Raw genomic sequence first — 19,205 nt, 5'->3', positions numbered from 1 at the left:
TTTTAGCATTTAAAAAAAGACTGCAAAACGGCGGTATACCGTATTCTGCAGTCTTTCTCTCGTTTATTTGCTTAAAAACTCTCTCATAAATTCATTCACCTTTTCTGGCTGCTCATGCTGAGGAGCATGTCCTACACCATCTAAGCGGTGAATCGTTACGTTTGGAACGTACTCTTCAATTCCATCTAAATTACTATTTTCAAACGCTTCGTCCGCATTTCCCCATACAATTAAAGTTGGAGATTCGAATACTTTATGCGGCAGTGCTACAGGTTTATGAACGCGCTCTTCAAACGGGTAAAGTGAAGACGCACGGTAGTAGTTAAGCATGGATTTCATTGCATTCGGCTGGTTCCACGCCTCTACGTATTTAGCTTCTTCTTCTTTTGTTAAATAGCCTTTTTTAATGCCTGGTTCTGTCAGCATGTTTCTTAGCTTTTCACTATGATTCGCGAGTAGCTCATCCTGAGAGTTTGGCTTTTGGAAAAAGCTCATATAGCTGCTTGCTTCTCGTTGAGCAGGATTTTCAGCAAGCTCTCTTATAAATGTGTAAGGGTGCGGTGCATCAAACATCACTAATTTTTTGACATACTGCGGATATGTATAAGCAAATGCCCATGCTACAGCGCCGCCCCAATCATGCGCCACTAGCACGCACTCTTTTTCACCAAATGCTTCAATTAGTTGCTTTACATCTTCCATTAGAATGGGCATGCTGTAAGAAGAAATTTCTTCTGGCTTATCTGATAAGTTATAGCCTCGCATATCTACAGCTACCACGCGATAATCTTTCGAAAACTCTTCTAACTGATGGTGCCACGTGTACCAAAAGTAAGGGAATCCGTGTAAAAACAGCATAAGTTCGCCTTCACCTTTTGTTACGTAATGAAGATTTACATCATTTACTTTTACATAACCGTCTTTAAACATGTTACTCATCCTTTCGCTTTTAACCTTTATTATAGAAAAACTTTACTCTTTATTAGTTGATGTATCAAACAATAAGGTTTCCTTACGCGATAAATGAGCTATAAAGCTCTCTTAAAACCCTTATTTTGGTTATTATTTGTGAAATATAACCTCGATATTCCTAGGATGTACGCGACGCTTTATCTGGCTCATGAGAAGAAAATATTTATAGAACGCTAGAAATAAAGCAATCGCGTTTGTAATGAATACAGCAAAAAGGCTCTCTAAAAGTACTTTATAGAGAGCCTTTTTTTTAAAATCACCGGCCTTGGCAATTCCTAAATTAGATTCAAAGTCAGTAATGTATACACAGGCATTTGTATATTTATCATAGGAATTATAGCGAAAGTTTCTGCTTATATTATAATCTCCACTTATAGGTTTATAGGATTGAATCGATTTAATTTGATCGTTAAGAGACAAATCAAAATTATGAGTGGCTTTTTTTAATTGTTCGAGCTGGAGCTTGGTGAAACTATCGCGGTGCTTTTGGATTTCGTCTTGCATGAGCTCTATTTTATATTTAGATGCGGTGTTGATATGACTAATCGCAGGCCCCATATCTTTTTTTATTTGTGCTTCGGAAGAATGAAAGTGTTTATCATCAAATGAGTCTAACACGTTACTGCTTTCTTCCGAAGTTTTTGTTGCATCTATGATGTCATGCATATTGTTCATGAGCGTAACTTCATAGATCGTCTTGCTTGAATTGAATTTTTTATAGGATGTTACATACTCTTTTTCTGTTAAAGTATCTACGTCTTTTGCTAAGTGGGCTATGCTTTTTTTTAGCTCGCTATCACTTTGTGTTTCTACTTTTGACGTACTATTAATAGACGCAGACAGCAGGTTAAAATCATTTTTGTAGCTTTGAAACGTTTTATCGTCTGATTTTCCATCTTTATTGATTAACCGTTCACACTCGTTTTGCAGAAATTTCAGCTCTATGGTCAGCTCTTTTTTTGCTTCGGTTTCATCTATGCTTTTATTGTTTGAACGTGCGTGACTGCACCCCATTAATCCAAGCGCCAAAGCGATCGTAATGGTCCCAGTTGTTATCTTGCTTATGTTCCTCATGTTGAAACTCCATTTCTATTTGTTTATTACTTACTTATAAAGACTATATCATATAAATGGAATATTTATCTTTATATACTATTAAATGTTACATTTTGTATAGGTAAACTTAAAAAGGTATTATAATGGAATTTATAAAAATAGTACTAAAAGAAGATAAAGGTAATAGAAAAATTAATTATGCATTTATACTTTTTTATTATTAATATGATGTCTAAAGGAGGAAATCAATATGAGTGGAATTGCTAAAACCCCCGAACCGCCTTATTATGCCGTTATTTTTGCTTCTGAAAGAACGGAAGGTGAGAAGGGTTATGGACTAATGGCAGATAAAATGGTGGAGCTTGCATCTAAACAAAAAGGCTTTTTAGGAATAGAAAGTGCCAGAGATCAAGATTTAGGCATTACCGTTTCATACTGGGATTCCTTAGAATCAATCAAAATGTGGAAAGAACATTCAGCTCACCGCGCAGCCCAGCACAAAGGAAAAACAGAATGGTATCAAACGTTTTCACTTAGAGTGTGCAAAGTGGAAAGACATAGCTTTTTTAAGATGTAGGGCGTATATGCTTAATTGCTTTAAAAAGGGGAGAAGCCGTTATGTTTTATGGCGTTATAGGATTTATAGCCGTTTTTATCACTTTGTCTTCGATAGAAGCAAAGCTAAAAACAATCGTTAAGCAAAATGATAGAATCATTGATTTACTTGAGAAACAGAATAGAGAGTAAGAAAACGCTAATGAACTCACCGTTTATAATATCATCTCCTGAGTTTAGTTAAGGGAGATGTTTTATTTTAAGAGTGCATAAAAAAAACCTCAGTAGGAGGTCTAGTTATTACTTTTAAAAGCACTTATAACAAGCTCATTTACTGTCGGATGTCATCTAGAGGCTAATTATAAAGTGAGGTTATATTTATCGTTTCACCAGAAAATATGAGCTCAATTTCTTTATTTCTTACTTGTGAGCTTTCATTTAATCACCGTATTTTTTTCTGTAGGTAAGAAACGTTATCAAATATATAACTGAAATCATCGTTAGAAATATTAGCGGCGAAATGCCAATGCCATCATAAGAACTTTTCCCTTGAAAAGTCCGGTAAATGGACTCTATAACTTCTAAAATCAGCATACCTATAACTACCACAAATGCGTATGATTGAGCCTTCGTACTGATAAACTTCTTTCTTTCATCACCTTTTCGAGAAGATGATGAAACAAAAATCAAAATTCCGCAAACTAACAGGATGAATGAATACACAATTTTAACCCAATCCATTCTTGCTCCTCCTTACAATAAATGTAAAACTCTTTTTACATTGTAAATTATTTGTATAGAAGAATTGGTAAATAAAAAATGATTTTATAACACAATGTCACGCTACAAAGTGACTTAAATCAACTCCATTGGTAAAATGGAAGTAATAGGAATTTTTGTGTTTCACCAACTAAAAGTGAGGTGGGTTATTTGGTTCTTCATAAAAAAACAGTGTCTTTTGTTGCTCTTTTCTTGTTGTTATTAGTGATAAGCTCGAATTATGTGTTATATCATTCTTCTTTTGGACTTCAGTCGTTGCCTGCTGATTTCAACGGAGTAGTAGTAGGTTCTATTTTAGACTTAAGCCTTGTGGCTCCGCTCTTATTTCTAGCTTGGCAGCGTAAGTTCAGTCTCAAATACTTTATTGTATTAATGGCTACAGGCCTTATTGCTGCGCGTTTTATCATTCCGAGTGAATACTTGGCTTCTTTTCAGTCGATTATGTGGCTAGGAGTTGGCATAGAAGGACTACTTATTTTGTTTGAACTTTCACTGCTATTTATGCTAGTCAAAAACGTACCGCCTATTTTAAGAAGGATCAAATCAAGCTCTTTACCGCTGTTGTTTTCCTTTTCACGGGCTGTAAACGAAAAGTTCTCCAAACAAGCTTTTATACAAATCCTTTGTTCAGAAATGCTGATGTTTTACTATGCGTTTGGAACGTGGAAGAAGCAGCCGAGTACTGAAGAGAATACGTTTACTCTGTATAAACGCTCAAGTTTTGTCACGTTTCAAATTATGATTATTCACGCGATTGTTATTGAAACATTAGGACTTCACTGGCTGCTGCACAACACGTCTATAATTCTTTCAATCGTTTTACTGATCCTTAATATTTATAGCATTATTTTCTTTATAGGAGATATTCAAGCATTAAGGCTTAACCCTTTACGAGTGGAAGAGGATCGCATATACATTTCGTTTGGTTTAGCTAAGCGTATGGAAATCTCTTTTAAAGATATTGAAGAAATAATAGAAGACACTCACATCCTGAAACAAAAAATACCCAGCACCACGATTGAATTTATCGCACGCGATTTTGAAACCGTTCATCCTGATCTTTTACTAACACTAAAGTCTCCAGTAGAGGCGACGCTTTTTATGGGAATTAAAAAGAAGTATCAGCAGGTCGCCATTCGCGTAGATGATCCACATGCGTTTAAGAAAATAGTCAAAGAACGTTTGGAGAAAGCTAAGCGGGATGAGCTGATCTAGAATTCTAGAAAGATAAGACCTTATAGAGATATCTATAAGGTCTTTTTGCTGTTGATTAGTTACCGGACATAAATAGTGAAGTGCTAGCTGTATTTTAGTAAAATGGAAGTAATAGGTAAAGTGGTAAAGGGGGATAGGATATGGGGATTTTTTTTAGAGGACAAGAGAAGTATTCAAACTCTATAGAATGGCTATCTAAAAACTCAATCCATTTAAGAGAACCAGCTGAATGTATGCCTGAAGAGTTTGAATTTCTCCGTCATATAATAAAAGATAAGAGAATTGTGTGGTTAGGGGAAAACGGTCACAACATAAGAGAACACAATATGATGAAGTCAAAAATAATAGAATTTCTACATAAAGAAATGAATTTTACCGTACTGGCATTTGAAAGTGGATTAGCGGAATGCCATAGCGCTAATGAGTTAAAGAAGGAGTTTACTGATGAAGACTTTTTAAAAAACGCCGTTTATTCTTTATGGGCAACAAAAGAAAATCTGTCTTTGTTTCAGCTAATGAAAAAATCAGATTTAAGTTTAATAGAAATAGATAGTAACCCTTCTTCTAATCCTGATCTTTTCGTAAAATTTGTTCAGCAGCTGAGTCCCGTAGTGTCTGAAGACGTGATAGAAAAGATAGAATACATTGAAGCAGACGTATATAAATGGTACTACCAGCTAGGGCAATATAAAGCGAGAAGAAAAAAAGTCCCAACAGAAATGCTACGTGAGTTTGAAGAGTTTAAAGAAAAAGTAAGCGCGGTGATAGGAGATTTAGAAGCCTATCTACATGAAGAATACGTTTTGTATTTTGAAAATCAAGAGCTTGTATGTAAGGTTAAAATGATTATTCGATGCCTGCAAAATCGCTTGTATGTTATTAACCATATTCACCATAACCACCGAACGTATAAAAAAGTAAGAGAAAAAAGGATGAAAGAAAATCTAGAGTGGGTTTGTCAGGAGCTGTATCCTGACGAGAAAATTATTATTTGGGCCCATAACCTTCATATCTTTAAACAATACAAAACGTTTACGGGATTTGAACCTCTAGGAGCAATTGTCTCTAATGAAATAAAAAACAGTCTTATTACTTAGGCTTATTTATGTATGAAGGTGAAATACATACGGATACAGGGCAGCCATATAAAATAGAGAAGCCACCTAAAAAAAGTCTAGAGGACTATATGCATCAAGTGCAATCACCGGCGTTATTTACGGATTTCTCACAGGTTGAAAAAAACTCAGACAACAAGTGAATATTCACTAAAACGATCTTTTTAGAGAGCAGTACTATGCCGACTTTATTTGTACCGCGTGATCAGCTAGACGGTGCTTTACTCGTTGAGTCTGTTTCTCCGCCCGAGTATCTTAAACGCAATAAAAATAAATAAAAAATCGTAATGAACAAAGAAGAGGTGTACATTGAAAATCTACAAATTCAGTAAAGAGCATGGCAAAAAAATAGAAAAATATCAGTCTAATTTAGCTACTTACGTAAAAATGATTCAAACAAACGAAGCAGCTACGATCGGTTATATGTATATAGACGGAGAAGGAACGGTAGGATATCACGAAGCGCCTATACCTCAGTTATTTATCGTAGTCGAAGGTGAAGGGTGGGTAACAGGAGAGGATCAAAAACGAATTTCGATTAAACGTGGAGAAGCAGCACTGTGGGAAAAAGGAGAGTGGCATACATCGGGAAGTGAAACCGGTATGGCGGCCATTGTCATTCAATCGGAGGAGCTAAATCCTGAAACATTTATGGAAAGGAAAAAGCACGCTTAGATAAGTTATCTAGGCGTGTGACTTTTCTATAGGACTTTAAATTTTTTAAGGGCAAACTCAATCCCCTCTTCACCCGATTTCTTCGTGACAAAATCAGCAGCGCTTTTTAACTTATCAGATCCATTTCCCATCGCAATTCCAAGGCCGGCTAACTCGATCATATCAATATCGTTTTCGCCGTCTCCAAATGCGATAGCTTCGGAGTGATCGATGTTAAAATAGTTTAAGACGTTTAGGATAGCTACCGACTTTGTGATTTCTTCTTGAAGAACACTTACGACAAAAGGGTGCCACCTTTTGAACATTAAATGAGGAAATCGCTGTGCATACTGTTCAGCCGTTTTTTCATCAGCGAATAAGCACATTAAATAAATATCTTCATCGTAAATACGCTCACTTATTTGAGGATAATCACTAAGCGATAATGTTTCGTTCAGGGCTTTTAAAATATTTTTATCTTTGACACCGTTCATGCTGAGCTCTTTTGTGTAAAATGAAAGACCGTGATTTTCTGATGCAGCGTATTCAAAAACTTCGCGCACAGCGTGCTTATCCATAGACAGCTTATGAATGATTTTTTCATTATGTACAGTAAACGCTCCGTTTGCGGTAATAAGCGTATCTATACCTAATTCTTTAACTTCTTCACACAGAGATAAAGGCCTTCCAGTAGCGGCTACGATTTTTAATCCTTTGTGCTTTAAACTTTTTACAACCTCTCAAGTTTTGGTGGAAATCGTCCCGTTTTCGTGATGAGTAAGAGTTCCGTCCACGTCAAAGAATATAATTTTATAGCTCATAGTAATCTCCTTGCTTAAACAGCACGCTCTTTTTTATATTTACAAGCAGTAGCGAACAGGCAAAAATAGCACCTACATATAAAAATGCAGAAACAACCGGTTTATGTAAAAAAGAAGTATGATTGTATGAAGAGTCATACAAGTAAAGAGCGGCTAGAAATAGAAAAGGCAGTAGTTTTTTCATGTTGTCACCTCCTGGTTTTATTATACATATTTTCCTTGTATTTGTATGTAATCTTAATAAGAGTGATAGAATAATAGTATTTTACATAAGCAAAGAGAAAGAGAAGTGACGAATATGACTGTACATCACTATATAGGATCTCCTTATGAATTGCCTACAGGAAGTTTTGGCACAAAAGAAAAGTTGATTACAATCTATGAAAAAGAAGAAGATGCGTACGGTATTAGTGTTAATCGTTTAACTGACGGGTATAGCGACATCAAGCATGTATTCACCTTGCCTTATGTATACGAATTATCTTGTGATCCACATCCTAAATCAATAAGAGAGCTGTTTACTTATATTGAAGAACAGCTGATAGAGGGCTGTCACATTGAATTATATTCATGCTTAGACGGTGATGAAGCAAAAGAAAAAGATTCAAGTCTAGACACGAGTATTAACTTAAAGACCTTGTATTTTTGAAAGCATTATAAATTAGACAAAAAGAAGTATATCTATGAATTAGGGGAGCTGTTTACATTTGAAGATAAACAATTTGTAGTGGTGGTGAAATGAGGGGATTAGCCTATAACCTTTAGATAAGAGTTATAGGCTAACCAGTTTAAGCAGACTGATATTTATAAAAAAGGCTTGATATATGGAAGGCTTAAACCAACGTAAATAACAAATGACATAAGCAAGTAGCAGCCGATAACACTTCTTCTAACTGGTTTAGAAGCTTTTTTTAGCCAGCCCCAGTGCTTATCATCATAGTCAAAGATGAAGTAATCCAAAATGACGGATAACGTGATAATAGCAGCAATCATTAGTAGGACCATATGTACCCTCGCTTTTAGTTTATAAAGTAATTTCCTATTTATAACAATATACCTTGTTATCCAATTAATTACAAAATGGTAAAACTTCTATGAAATCTAGGGGGAGTTTTTATAGAAGGTAGTTCACGGTTTAGTATTAACTACCTTATTATGGTAGAATTCATAGCGTATAGTATAGCTTTTTTTAAAAGACAGCTATGAAAGTATTGGATTATGTTTATTTTATAGATAAGGGAGATTAGTTAAAGTGGCACGAATTATCAACTTTTGGTCATTTATCTGTGTATTACTATGCGTTGCTTTCTTTTTCATCGCATTTTATCATTCATCATTATTGAATATAAATTTATGTTTAGCAATTATTCTGTTTTTTCTCGGCATTGCAGGCTTTTTTGGAATAAATAATTGGACATCGGCTCTAAGAAGTATTCTAACAGTGGTAATTAGTGCTGGGTTAATTCTAGTGACAGGATTTATTATCTTCATCGGCAAACTATTTTATTTCAACTAAAGAACGCCATCTATTCAGGAAAATTGATGGCGTTCTTAGTATCAACTTTTTATATGAGAAGCAACCCCTAAACCATCAATAACATGGCAGATACATTTGATTCCGTTCAAAAAGTTTTCTACCTTTATATTTTCGTTGGGAGAATGATTTCGTTGATCAAAGTTGGCATAAGGAAAAATGATAGATGGTGTTTTTAACATTTTAGTCCACACATAATCCGGAAGAGAACCGGCTAAGCTAGGCTGAATCAACGGTTCTTTCTGATAGGCTGTTTTTATGCTTTCTGTAACGAGCTTCACAATCTCTAAATCTGCGGATGTGCGAGATGGCTTCATTTCTCCTAAATAGTTGACGGTAATTGTAGGATCATATTTTTCGACATGACGACAAATTTTATGATAAATATCAATAGGGTCTTGGTCTACAACTAATCGAATATCCATTTTTAGTCTAGCGGAAGAGGGAACGATTGTTTTGGCACCTTCACCTGTATAGCCGCTTTCGATTCCTAAAATATTAAAAGTAGGTTCCATTGTTAGTTTATGGTAATAAGATTCTCCGTCCATGTTCAAGTCGCGATATCCGATTTTTTCTCCAATATCAATTGGATCAAAAGGCAAGTTTTGTAGTAATTCTCGTTCCGTAGCAGATGGCTTTAAAATATTATCATAGAAGCCGTCTATTAACACATTCCCTTCCGAATCGCGCATAGTATGTAGTAAATCAACTAATTTCCAAGCGGGATTAGGAACAATATTTCCGGTGTTGCCAGAATGATTATCCCAATCAGCTCCTTTTGTCACCATTTCAAGCAGCAGCATTCCTCTTACCCCTAATAAAATAAGGGGAGAGCCGCTGTTATGAGACGAGCCGTCAGATGTAAATACAAGATCAGCTTGAAGTAATTCTTTATGTTCTTCTACAAATGAGGGGAGGTTTACACTTCCATTTTCTTCTTCTCCTTCAAACACAAATTTTATATTGATTGGCAGTTCCTCAAACAAATCCAAATACGTCTTTATTCCTAGCAGCTGTGCCATTAATTGGCCTTTGTTGTCGCCTGTTCCTCTCCCAAATATTCTTCCATCTCGAATTGTAGGCTCAAAAGGAGGTGAAATCCAATCTTCTAGTGGGTCGGGTGGCTGCACATCATAATGTCCATATATTAATAATGTGAAATCATTCTCATCTCTACATCGTTCTCCATAAACAACTGGGTGTCCATTAGTTGGCATAATCTGCGTTTTGATGCCGATGTCCTCCATCATATCTTTTAAGAGTGTGGCACATTCTTTTATTCCTTTATTTTGTGAACTAATACTTTGCTGACGCAGCAGAGTAAATAGTTGGTTTAAATACTCTTCTTTTCGCTCTGAAATGACCTGTTCTACGTGTTCAATGCTCATACAATGAACCTCCTATAAGTGCTTGTTTTTTAGATATAGCCTAGTAGTTAAAATAAATCATCTTCAAAATAGTTGCCGAGATCTACTTTATAAATTCTTTCTTGGCATAGGTGAATTGATCGTATAACTTATCGATAGGTTCAAAACCAATACCATGCCCTTGAGGGACTTGTATCATGCTGTTTTTATCAATGGTCACTTCTGGCTGCACAAAGTCTTCATTCCAATATCGAGTAGAAGCAGGGATGTCTCCAGGGAATTTAAAGTTTGGTAGCGTAGCAATAGAGATGTTGTGAGCACGGCTAATTCCGGTATCAAGCATTCCTCCGCACCATACTGGGATATTATGAGCAGCACATAAATCATGAATTTTCTTTGTTTCTGTCAATCCTCCTACGCGTGCTACTTTAATATTAATCGTTTGTGTACTTCCTAATTCAATGGCTTTTCTTGCATCTTCTACTGAGTGGATACTTTCATCTAGACAAATTCTAGTTTTAACGGCGGCCTGCAATTTAGCGTGATCGACGATATCATCGTGTGCTAGTGGTTGTTCAATCATAATTAGATTCAACTTGTCCATTTTCTTAAATAAATCAATATCATCTAGCGTATAGGCAGAGTTTGCATCCGCCATTAACATAATATCTCCAAAATGTTTACGAACAGCTTCTAGGTAGCGAATGTCTTTTCCGGGCTTGATTTTTATCTTCACTCGTCTGTAGCCTTCTTCTAAATGTCCTTCTACAACGCGGAGTAAATCATCTGACGTATGTTGAATGCCGATGCTGACTCCTGTTTCAATCTGATTTTTGTTACCTCCTAGCGCTTGCGATAGTGAAATGCCGTTTTCTTTGGCGTATAAATCCCAAATAGCACAATCTAACGCCGATTTAGCCATTTGATTACGCCTTATATGGGAAAAAAGCTCATTAACTTCTTCTGGGTGCGCAATTTCTTGTTTTTCAAAAAGTAATGGTATAAGGAAATCCTCTAGTATATGCCACGCCGTAGAGTTCGTTTCTTCATTGTAAAATGGAAATGGAAGAGCTGAACAATCACCATATCCAATAAAATCTTTTGAGTGAACTTCCACTACAATAAAATCCCGTTCTTTTAATACGGCAAAGCTTACTTCAAAGGGGTTTTTTAGTTCCATTTTCATCCTGCGTAAGACAATTTTTTCGATTTTCATACAGCACCTCTTTTTTTGAATATTCAGATATTTATTTTTGTACAACGCTTGGAGCTTGATCAGGAAACGAATGAACCGTTTTTCTTGTTTTTATGGTTAAGCTAGATACGACGGATAAGCAGGCTGCTCCTATTAAAAACCAAAAAGCGGCATCGTAAGATCCATTAAAAGCACTAACCATAAAACCAATAACAATAGGGGATATAAAACCGGCAGATTGACCAAATAAGTTAATGGTTCCAGCAGCTGACCCCACAATTTTTGCAGAGAGAATTTTCATTGGCAAGGCCATTGTAGTTGCAAAGACAAACGATTTAAAAAAGTATACGATTGCTTGAAATGTAATGACTAGCGCCACGGTATCAGCAGTGTACATAAAGTACAAAAAGATAGCTGTTAAAGAAGCGCTCCCTACTAATAAGTACTTTTCCTTTCCGTTAAAAAAGCGGACCATAATCCACCCGCCAAAAGCTGTAGCAACACCAGCTGCAATAAAGGGAAGAGGAGTTAAAATACCGATAGCCTTTAAATCCAACCCGCGTACATTTAACAGGTAAGAAGGCATCCATGAATCTAAGCCTTTGTTTATTAAGCTAAGACCAAACCAAGTCAGAGCCAGCTGCCACATAATAGGCATTTTAAACAACTGTTTTAGGTTTTCTTTGTTTGCTAACTTCTCTTTTTGTTTTTGCTCTGAGTTAATACTAGCTGTTCTTTGAGCTGGTTTTACTGCCAACCAATAAACTAGGGCAAATGCGATTCCTACAACCCCGATGATATGAAATAAATTTCTCCAGCCAAAATGAAGCAGGAAGGGAGCAATGATTAAAGGAGCCAGAGCGCTTCCTATATAGTTAGAAGACAGCAATACACTTGATACTTTCGGCCTTTCATTTCTAGGAAAGTTCTCCGCTACCCCTTTAAGACTGGCGGAGGGAAACGCGCCTTCCCCTAATCCAAACAAAAAGCGAATAATAATGAGAGACGTTAAAGACCAAGCCCATCCAGTAAATGCTGTAAACAGAGACCATAGTATAATAGCGATAATAATGATGTTTCTAGAACCATATCGATCAGCTAACCATCCTCCAGGAAGCTGCATTAACGCATAACCAACAAAGAAGCTGCTGAGAACAATTCCTAAAACCGAAGCATCTAAGTTGAAATCTTTTCCGATAGAGGCTAGTGCAATACTCATTGCAGCGCGGTCAATGTACGATACACACCAGCCTATAAATAATAATAGTAAAACAATATATTTGTTGTTTGCTTTTAATGAAGTAGTCCCCATCACAAAACCTCCCGCCTTATTTTCGTTAATAGTTACGATCCTTTTTTCTACACTTCAATTAAGAGGTAATAGAAGACTTTTGAAGTATTAAGGAGTAGTAGTTGTCTTTTCATCGATTAAATAAAGTTCGTATAAGTTTCTAGGTCTTCCTCTGTGAATAGGCTGTTCTTCTCCTGTAATAGCAGCGAGTTTGTTACGTTCAAGCGTATTTAAAATTCGACGCGCGCTTCTAATAGTCAAACCAAGGCCAGCTGCTAAATCAAGCGCCGTTATGCCTTTATAACCAAAATTTTCACAAAAAGAAAGTAGCTTGTTAATGGTAGCAACACTTAGATTAGAGGTCTTTGCTAAATGTATTCGGACAGGGTCATCGCTTCGCAAGGAGTATTGCAATTGCTTTTCTTGCCCTACAGGTCCGTATAGGGTACCGTCGAGGTCAAGGACAAAACAGCTTGGTGATGCTAATGATTGAGCTTTTAATAATGCTTCACGTGCATTTATTTCAGCTTCGTTTGCCGTATACCCTAAGCCTATTCCAAGCGCTGGTTCTATTCCTACCTTCATACATAGGTTATTTAAAAGAGGCAACTTTTTATACGTTTGAGTAATCGTTTCAATTGCTCCGCGAGTAGTTATAAAACGAACTTCATCTCGATTCGACCAGTCAAAAATTGCTTGAGCTTCTTCACTAAAGTCAATGAGTAAACTTTGGATTCCGGCTTTTTTTCTTTTTAATGCGTATTCAGATACGTCACTCGTGGTAAATAAATGATTAAATCGAAGTACACCTACAGCTATTTGTGTACTCTTTTGCAGGAAGGATTTTCTTTCTGCGATCATGTTTTGTAAGGTGGATCTAACGGTAGACTTGGTTGGAATAACGCGATAAACTAAAACACCTAAACTCTTTAACGCCTCATAAACAGAGGTTACGCACGTAATTGCAACATCTATTTCTTTGTTTATCCACATCTGATAATGGAAATCTACTAGTTCATCAACTTTCTTATCCTTATTTAAAAATAGTTTGCAGGTATGAAGCTCTAGTTCTTCTAAACATTCATCAACTTCTGTTTTCTTTAAAGTGTCCATACTAATCCGAAAAGGAGTTTGAGTAGGGTTAAGTTTCGTTTCCGTAAGAACTTTAAAAAGCGTACGGTATAGTGCAGTTCCGGTTAGTTGTATAAAAGCCATAGGTGTATCCGTAATAGGGTGGCTTTTAACAATTTGATAGGGAATGTTGCCAGCAAATAAAAGAACATCGGCTTTGGTTGTATTTTTCTTAACGACCTCTAGCGTTTCTTGCTCGTGGGTATAAGGGGCCGGTATTAAATTAATTTCAGGATAGGAAGCACCAACTTTCAATACTAAATTAATTAAATCCTGAGGACCTATCACTACAACGTTTATATTCATACTTCATTCACCTCCTATATATTAAAAATTCTAAAAATAAAGAAAATTTAAATGATGATAATTATATTAACTTTACTCGTTTTAAAAGTAAATGTCTTTAAATGGACCTAAAATAAAGAGTTATAGAACCTTGTTAAAAGGTCTTACACACACATGATGCTATTTTAGGTGGATTATTATGATGGAAGAAATCAATAAAAAACTAGATAAATATAAGGTAATCATAACTGTAGGAAAATGTGCTGTGTAGATAGAGCGAGAGGGGAGTTTACTCATAATACTTTTTTTACTTCATTGCTAATTGTAAATGACTTATTTTAAGTTATAAATTAAGTCATTTAGACGCTAAAGATAAATGTTAAGACGCCTAGAAACACTAGGTCTCTAGGCGTCTTGAAGGTGGTAATATGTATCTGAAGTAGATGAAAACATTACCTTCTTACATATCTTTTCTCTATTTAGATTAAAAACGCAATATCTTTACTCCATAGTAGTTCCCGCAAATACAAACGTAATAATCCCTAATACAAAGAACAGCTGAGAAATCACGCCGACTATACTGCAAATTAATCCTGCAATTGCGAGTCCTTTACCGCCTTGATTGGAAGCAGCTATTTCGTTTGATGCTTTTTTGTAGAGGATAATGCCGATAATACCTGTAATAAACCCGATGATTGGAATAAAAATGGACAGGACACCTAGAGTTAGAGAAACAATAGAGTTGGTGTTTACTTGAGGTTTTGTATTAGTTTCCAATAGTTTCACTCCCTATAAATTATATTTTTTGATTATACCATAAAAAGGAATAATATCCTTTTTACTAATAAAAGTAGAAATTTTTAGAATTATATGTGTCTCCTTATATTTTCTATGCGCCGTTTCATAAAACGTACGATGACATGTACAAAAAGAAACTTATTTTTTGACTCCTATAAGGAAATCGATTTTGTGGGCTACCTTAGATTAAATCTGCTTCATAAAACATTTAATCTAAATTAAGGATCTTTTATAGCAGATCCTTTTTTTATTTGTGATTTCGCTAAATAGGTCAGGCAAGAATAGTACAGGCAGATGTTGTCATACATATTACGGTCATTAAAAACAAACGAAAGGCAGCAAACCTTTATGTTATCATCGACTTTTTCTAGTTTACTAGCTATAATTGGTATTAAATAGTCATTTTTGTAAATAAAAGGTGATTTAAAGTGCCGTCAAAATAGCTAAATCAGTTACTTTCTATGATTACACCTAACTCTACTAATAGAGAAAGTGAAGTGAGCACATGACAAATCTTTTAGAAGTTAGAAACATGGCAAAATCGTTTGGCCGAAATGAGGTTTTAAAAGATGTTTCATTTCATGTACCTCCTGGATCGATTGTTGGATTTATTGGTGATAACGGAGCAGGGAAATCGACGACGTTTAAAGCAGTACTAGGATTAATTTCGAGAGATAGCGGTACGGTCGAAATATTTGGTGAAGACAATTTAAATAAAGATGCGACGATTAAAGAAGACATTGGAGTCGTGTTTGATGCGATTAATCTGCCGGTTTCTTTAACGATAAAACAGTTAAACAACGTTTTTAAGAAACTATTTAAATCTTGGGAAGAAGCTGATTTTCACCGGTTGATTCATTCTTTTTCATTGCCAGAAGATAAAAAAATACATACGTTTTCACGCGGCATGTCGATGAAATTATCTCTAGCGGTAGCGCTGTCTCACGGTGCTAAACTATTGCTGTTAGATGAAGCGACAGGAGGATTGGATCCTTCGTCTAGAGAGCAGATATTAGATGAATTAAAAGCTTTTGTCAGCGATGGCAACAGCGGAATACTGCTTTCATCTCACATTATGAGCGACGTCGAAAAAATCGCGAGCCATCTTGTTGTGATTAAAAACGGTGAAATTTTATTAAATGAAGAAAAAGAGAAAGTGTTTGAGGAGTACGCAATTGCCGTTATGAAGGAAGAACAGCTAAACGTACTTCCCGAAGAGATAGTAGTAGCAAAAAGAACGTATGATACGTCTGTCCGCGTACTCGTATCAGATAAGCATCAGCTGCCAGATGAAACTATAACTGAACCGATGTCGATGGAAGAACTAAGCGTGCTTTTAACAAGGAGTGAACGATAAATGAAAGGTCTATTGTTAACGAACTATTACCTCATTCACCGAAGCTTTTTGACTTACACAGCGCTCGCCATAGTTATTTCTGCAGTCATCTTTTATTTTGCTGATCCTTCATTTTATCGTATTATAGCGATGTTAATTATTTTATTAATGGCAATGCCAGCGCTTGAAGTGATCAAACTAGAAAGCAAAACCGGCTATGACAAATACGTGCTTACCCTTCCAATTAGCCGGAAAAATGTGGTGCAAAGCCACTATGTTTTTTACTTTTTAATTGTCGTCAGCGGAACCATCCTGTCCTATGGTGTTTTCTCAATGTATTCGCTTATTTCTAAGAGTGCAGTAGAGAATATAGTAAATATCGTTTCATTTGGTACATTTATCGTCCTTTTTGCCGGTGCACTTGCTTATCCGCTTCTTTATGTATTCGGAGCAGAGAAATCTGACGGAATAGTACTTGGAGGTGGAATGGGAGGTCTTTTCGTTGCGATTGCTTTACAAGGAGTTGTTGGGTATATAGTTGAAATATTAGCAGCATCCAGCTTACCGATCGCTTCTTCTTTGCATGTTCCTATCTTATATACTCTCTTTGGAGTGGTGATGTATATTGCTTCTTACTTTATTGCGCTGTCTATCTACCAAAAGAGAGAATTTTAGTATGAATTGATTTTGAAGTAAATACTACAAAGCGTTCTTTAAGGCTATTTATCAACAAATAATTCAAACAAAAAAACAGCTAGAACATTTGATAAACTAAGCAAACAAGATCTCAAAAATATAGCTGATATTATTGGTGATCAAGCTTAACTTATTAAGGTTTTCACAAAAGTTAATTGTGTCCTCTAAGCACATGTATTATAGTAAAAGATGCAGTTTTAAAATGTGAAAGGAGACTATATGGGGAATTTGTTTAAACGGGCTTCAAACGTATCAAAAACCGCTTTTATTGCTACACTGATTTTGTACATAATTATTGTAGCGTGTTTTATTCCGTCAATTGTATTTGCCGGAGCTTTCTTTGCTATAGTAATTAAAGTAGCAGCAGCACTTTTAATCTTAGTAACAATCCTAGGAATGATTTATTCGTGCTTCATTAAAGGCGGCCAAAAATTTCTTTTTTTACTGTTACATGCCGCTTCTTTATTGATTGTTTTGTTTAGTATCTCTGCTTTTATGCTCGCTAAAAGCGCTGAGTTGACATAGTAAAGAGGAATTACATATGCAAAAAGGCAGGAGAAATCCTGCCTTTTTTATTTTTGTATGATTTCAAGAGGACTCGTATGTTCTAGGGAGGCGCCGCTGACTATTTGGCTAAACTTGTTTAACAAGAAGAAAAGAAGGAAAAGGAAGAAAAAGGAGATGTGATAATTTGGAAATAGTCATAACTGTGACAGCGGGTATGGGTTTTCTTTTCTCTTTTTATCTTTTTTACATTCACCTTGTTATAAGTGAAAGAAGGGGTAAACCTTTGAGTGAAAGTTAAAGTTATATATTGAGAGGAGTAGCTGTAATCGTTCTTTTAGCCAGCTTTATTTTAGGAAGTCACTTTTTATAAAAGATGATTGATACATAATGTTGAGTGCATCTCTCAATCTAAAAAATGCTGCCACTATCAAGCTAGGCGGGTTGAAAAAGAGAGGAGGCTACTAGAATGAAATGGTACAAGCACGCGCTCATTCCTTTAGCTATAGGCTTTTTGAGCTTCGTATGTTTTATGATTTATAGTAAAGCAGCAGGAAATACGAGTTTTCAGCTAAACCAGGCGCTGTTTATTTCCATAGGTATATGTATTGGAGCAGTCCCAGTCTCATTTTTTGTAGAGCATCAAAAGAACAAAGAAAATAAAAAGTTTCATAGCTGAGTTATTTACCAATTGGACGTTCGTTCTTTATTTTGTTTGTGAAAAAGGATGTGATTACCTGTTAATTCTCGTAAAGGTTGGTATGTTGGTTTTTATCATTTTGCTGCACCTTGCCTTTCGAAAACTGATTTTTTACGCCCATAAAAAACAAAAGAAATCCCCAAAAGAAGGGCGAAGGATATTAATAGAAGGGTTTTTAATTGTGTTAGTCATCCTGTTAGCTATCATGAATTTTGTAAAGTATTATTATGGTAGTTAAAAAAGCTCGGAATGCGTATTGTATATCTATGTGATCCTCATCAATTAACCTTTTGGCATAAAAATATTAAAAAATATCCAGTTAGACTACCAGCCTTTAGATTTATAAATCCAAAGGCTGGTTTGATGTCTAGAAGTCACATTATAGTAATGAAACATGTGTGAAGTATATGTACGTTCCCATAAGGACTTTAATATACAGTGAAGGGTAAAAAAGAATTATTCCAGGGAGAGGGAAGTGTGTGAAACGTCATTTAACCTTAATTTTATCGTTATGTAGTAGTTTGCTCATTTTTTTACTGTCACTGTTTCAATGGGATTTAGATGATCGTATAGGGAAATACGTAAGTCCATATATATGGTTATTCTTTATCATTCCTTTCTTTTTACTGCTAACGCTGTGGACAGGAATTTATCTGTTTAGCAGTAGAAAGTGGCTACCTTTAGTTATTCAAGTGATAACCGCTGTGCTGTGGTTCTTCATGCCGTTTGAGCAGCTTAATTTGGACATAAACTTTAAACTCCATCAGCAGAAGAGAGAAGAAGTGACAGCTAACATACAAAGTGGCGTCTTGAAAGCCGATGGAATCGACTACCCATCGCTCATTCCTTTCTCCAATGAACCCGACAACTCATCGCTGATTGATCTACCGAAAGAGTATGCGAGTGTGTCCAGAGGTCGAGATGATGTTGCAGTAGAAACCAAAGGAAAGGCAACCTCCGTACTTTTCTTTACAAACAGTGGACTATTCGGCCATTTCTCGGGTTTTGTGTATGACCCAAAAAACCGTAAACCTTCATCAGGCGATTTTGGTCTGAAGTTTGATGAAATAAAAAAGATACAAAGAAATTGGTATTATATATCTTATTAGTAAAAACAGGGGCTTTGAATTATAATTCAAAGCCTCTGTCTTTTAGTGTTCACGTTTGTAATTAGTAACCGAGCTTCCTATGAATTCGAAT

At 35.8% G+C, this 19,205-nt stretch carries 21 protein-coding genes and 1 pseudogene; 11 read left to right on the top strand and 11 right to left on the bottom strand.

Features of this window, described 5'->3' with window-relative positions; all coding sequences use genetic code 11:
- Positions 1-63 precede the first annotated feature (63 nt).
- Together AC1VNJ_RS08260 and AC1VNJ_RS08255 are read right to left on the bottom strand one after the other, a co-directional pair.
- Positions 64-930 (bottom strand): alpha/beta fold hydrolase, encoded by an 867-nt coding sequence (locus AC1VNJ_RS08260; protein ID WP_223546198.1) that lies wholly within the window; start codon positions 928-930, stop codon positions 64-66.
- Positions 931-1,062: 132 nt separating this feature from the next.
- Positions 1,063-2,001, bottom strand: coding sequence for a hypothetical protein (locus AC1VNJ_RS08255; RefSeq protein WP_482640600.1), 939 nt, complete (start codon positions 1,999-2,001; stop codon positions 1,063-1,065).
- A gap of 277 nt (positions 2,002-2,278) precedes the next feature.
- Here AC1VNJ_RS08255 and AC1VNJ_RS08250 point away from each other — a divergent pair, with 277 nt between their 5' ends.
- Complete coding sequence (locus AC1VNJ_RS08250) at positions 2,279-2,605, top strand: antibiotic biosynthesis monooxygenase family protein (RefSeq protein WP_482640599.1); 327 nt, start codon at positions 2,279-2,281, stop codon at positions 2,603-2,605.
- Positions 2,606-2,646: 41 nt separating this feature from the next.
- On the top strand, positions 2,647-2,775 hold the full coding sequence (locus AC1VNJ_RS08245; RefSeq protein WP_482640598.1) for a hypothetical protein: 129 nt from the start codon (positions 2,647-2,649) through the stop codon (positions 2,773-2,775).
- 246 nt (positions 2,776-3,021) lie between these two features.
- Here the strand turns inward: AC1VNJ_RS08245 and AC1VNJ_RS08240 are convergent, their stop codons facing one another.
- Positions 3,022-3,324 (bottom strand): hypothetical protein, encoded by a 303-nt coding sequence (locus AC1VNJ_RS08240; RefSeq protein WP_028414656.1) that lies wholly within the window; start codon positions 3,322-3,324, stop codon positions 3,022-3,024.
- A 189-nt stretch (positions 3,325-3,513) separates the two neighbouring features.
- Here AC1VNJ_RS08240 and AC1VNJ_RS08235 point away from each other — a divergent pair, with 189 nt between their 5' ends.
- The 3 genes from AC1VNJ_RS08235 (at position 3,514) to AC1VNJ_RS08225 (ending at position 6,368) form a co-directional block, all read left to right on the top strand.
- Positions 3,514-4,578: a beta-carotene 15,15'-monooxygenase gene (locus AC1VNJ_RS08235; RefSeq protein WP_482640597.1), complete on the top strand. Its 1,065-nt coding sequence runs from the start codon at positions 3,514-3,516 to the stop codon at positions 4,576-4,578.
- Between the two features lie 140 nt (positions 4,579-4,718).
- The gene (locus tag AC1VNJ_RS08230; protein WP_482640596.1) at positions 4,719-5,675 is read left to right on the top strand and encodes an erythromycin esterase family protein; all 957 of its coding nucleotides are present in this window, start codon (positions 4,719-4,721) and stop codon (positions 5,673-5,675) included.
- A gap of 327 nt (positions 5,676-6,002) precedes the next feature.
- Entirely contained in the window at positions 6,003-6,368 is a 366-nt protein-coding gene (locus AC1VNJ_RS08225; RefSeq protein WP_482640595.1) for a cupin domain-containing protein, read from the top strand.
- Between the two features lie 26 nt (positions 6,369-6,394).
- Here AC1VNJ_RS08225 and AC1VNJ_RS08220 read toward each other — a convergent pair.
- Together AC1VNJ_RS08220 and AC1VNJ_RS08215 are read right to left on the bottom strand one after the other, a co-directional pair.
- Positions 6,395-7,168: pseudogene (locus AC1VNJ_RS08220) on the bottom strand (Cof-type HAD-IIB family hydrolase).
- The gene (locus tag AC1VNJ_RS08215; protein WP_034328132.1) at positions 7,158-7,352 is read right to left on the bottom strand and encodes a hypothetical protein; all 195 of its coding nucleotides are present in this window, start codon (positions 7,350-7,352) and stop codon (positions 7,158-7,160) included. Before AC1VNJ_RS08215 ends, AC1VNJ_RS08220 begins: the two are co-directional and overlap by 11 nt.
- A gap of 105 nt (positions 7,353-7,457) precedes the next feature.
- On the opposite strand from AC1VNJ_RS08215, the gene AC1VNJ_RS08210 reads away from it, so the two are divergent.
- Positions 7,458-7,817: a hypothetical protein gene (locus AC1VNJ_RS08210; protein WP_482640594.1), complete on the top strand. Its 360-nt coding sequence runs from the start codon at positions 7,458-7,460 to the stop codon at positions 7,815-7,817.
- Positions 7,818-7,972: 155 nt separating this feature from the next.
- On the opposite strand, the gene AC1VNJ_RS08205 is transcribed toward AC1VNJ_RS08210, so the two are convergent.
- The 6 genes from AC1VNJ_RS08205 to AC1VNJ_RS08180 form a co-directional block, all read right to left on the bottom strand.
- A complete protein-coding gene (locus AC1VNJ_RS08205) occupies positions 7,973-8,173 on the bottom strand; it encodes a hypothetical protein (RefSeq protein ID WP_263033953.1) in 201 nt (66 codons plus the stop codon).
- Between the two features lie 552 nt (positions 8,174-8,725).
- The gene (locus AC1VNJ_RS08200) at positions 8,726-10,090 is read right to left on the bottom strand and encodes a M20/M25/M40 family metallo-hydrolase (protein WP_482640593.1); all 1,365 of its coding nucleotides are present in this window, start codon (positions 10,088-10,090) and stop codon (positions 8,726-8,728) included.
- Between the two features lie 82 nt (positions 10,091-10,172).
- Positions 10,173-11,285 (bottom strand): o-succinylbenzoate synthase, encoded by a 1,113-nt coding sequence (menC, locus tag AC1VNJ_RS08195; RefSeq protein WP_482640592.1) that lies wholly within the window; start codon positions 11,283-11,285, stop codon positions 10,173-10,175.
- 31 nt (positions 11,286-11,316) lie between these two features.
- Positions 11,317-12,576 (bottom strand): MFS transporter, encoded by a 1,260-nt coding sequence (locus AC1VNJ_RS08190; protein WP_482640591.1) that lies wholly within the window; start codon positions 12,574-12,576, stop codon positions 11,317-11,319.
- A gap of 87 nt (positions 12,577-12,663) precedes the next feature.
- Positions 12,664-13,992, bottom strand: coding sequence for a transcriptional regulator (locus tag AC1VNJ_RS08185; RefSeq protein ID WP_482640590.1), 1,329 nt, complete (start codon positions 13,990-13,992; stop codon positions 12,664-12,666).
- Positions 13,993-14,472: 480 nt separating this feature from the next.
- Entirely contained in the window at positions 14,473-14,748 is a 276-nt protein-coding gene (locus AC1VNJ_RS08180) for a DUF4190 domain-containing protein (protein WP_482640589.1), read from the bottom strand.
- 526 nt (positions 14,749-15,274) lie between these two features.
- On the opposite strand from AC1VNJ_RS08180, the gene AC1VNJ_RS08175 reads away from it, so the two are divergent.
- The 5 genes from AC1VNJ_RS08175 (at position 15,275) to AC1VNJ_RS08155 (ending at position 19,114) form a co-directional block, all read left to right on the top strand.
- Positions 15,275-16,126, top strand: coding sequence for an ABC transporter ATP-binding protein (locus tag AC1VNJ_RS08175; protein WP_482640588.1), 852 nt, complete (start codon positions 15,275-15,277; stop codon positions 16,124-16,126).
- The gene (locus AC1VNJ_RS08170; RefSeq protein WP_482640587.1) at positions 16,127-16,780 is read left to right on the top strand and encodes an ABC-2 transporter permease; all 654 of its coding nucleotides are present in this window, start codon (positions 16,127-16,129) and stop codon (positions 16,778-16,780) included.
- Positions 16,781-17,020: 240 nt separating this feature from the next.
- Positions 17,021-17,326, top strand: a complete 306-nt coding sequence (locus AC1VNJ_RS08165) for a hypothetical protein (RefSeq protein WP_257042207.1) — start codon at positions 17,021-17,023, stop codon at positions 17,324-17,326.
- Between the two features lie 448 nt (positions 17,327-17,774).
- Positions 17,775-17,984: a hypothetical protein gene (locus AC1VNJ_RS08160; protein WP_482640586.1), complete on the top strand. Its 210-nt coding sequence runs from the start codon at positions 17,775-17,777 to the stop codon at positions 17,982-17,984.
- Between the two features lie 500 nt (positions 17,985-18,484).
- Positions 18,485-19,114 (top strand): hypothetical protein, encoded by a 630-nt coding sequence (locus tag AC1VNJ_RS08155; RefSeq protein WP_482640585.1) that lies wholly within the window; start codon positions 18,485-18,487, stop codon positions 19,112-19,114.
- Positions 19,115-19,205 lie beyond the last annotated feature (91 nt).

This window comes from Priestia sp. 3CA3 (genome assembly GCF_056836725.1).
This window is presented reverse-complemented; position numbering and strand designations above follow the sequence as displayed.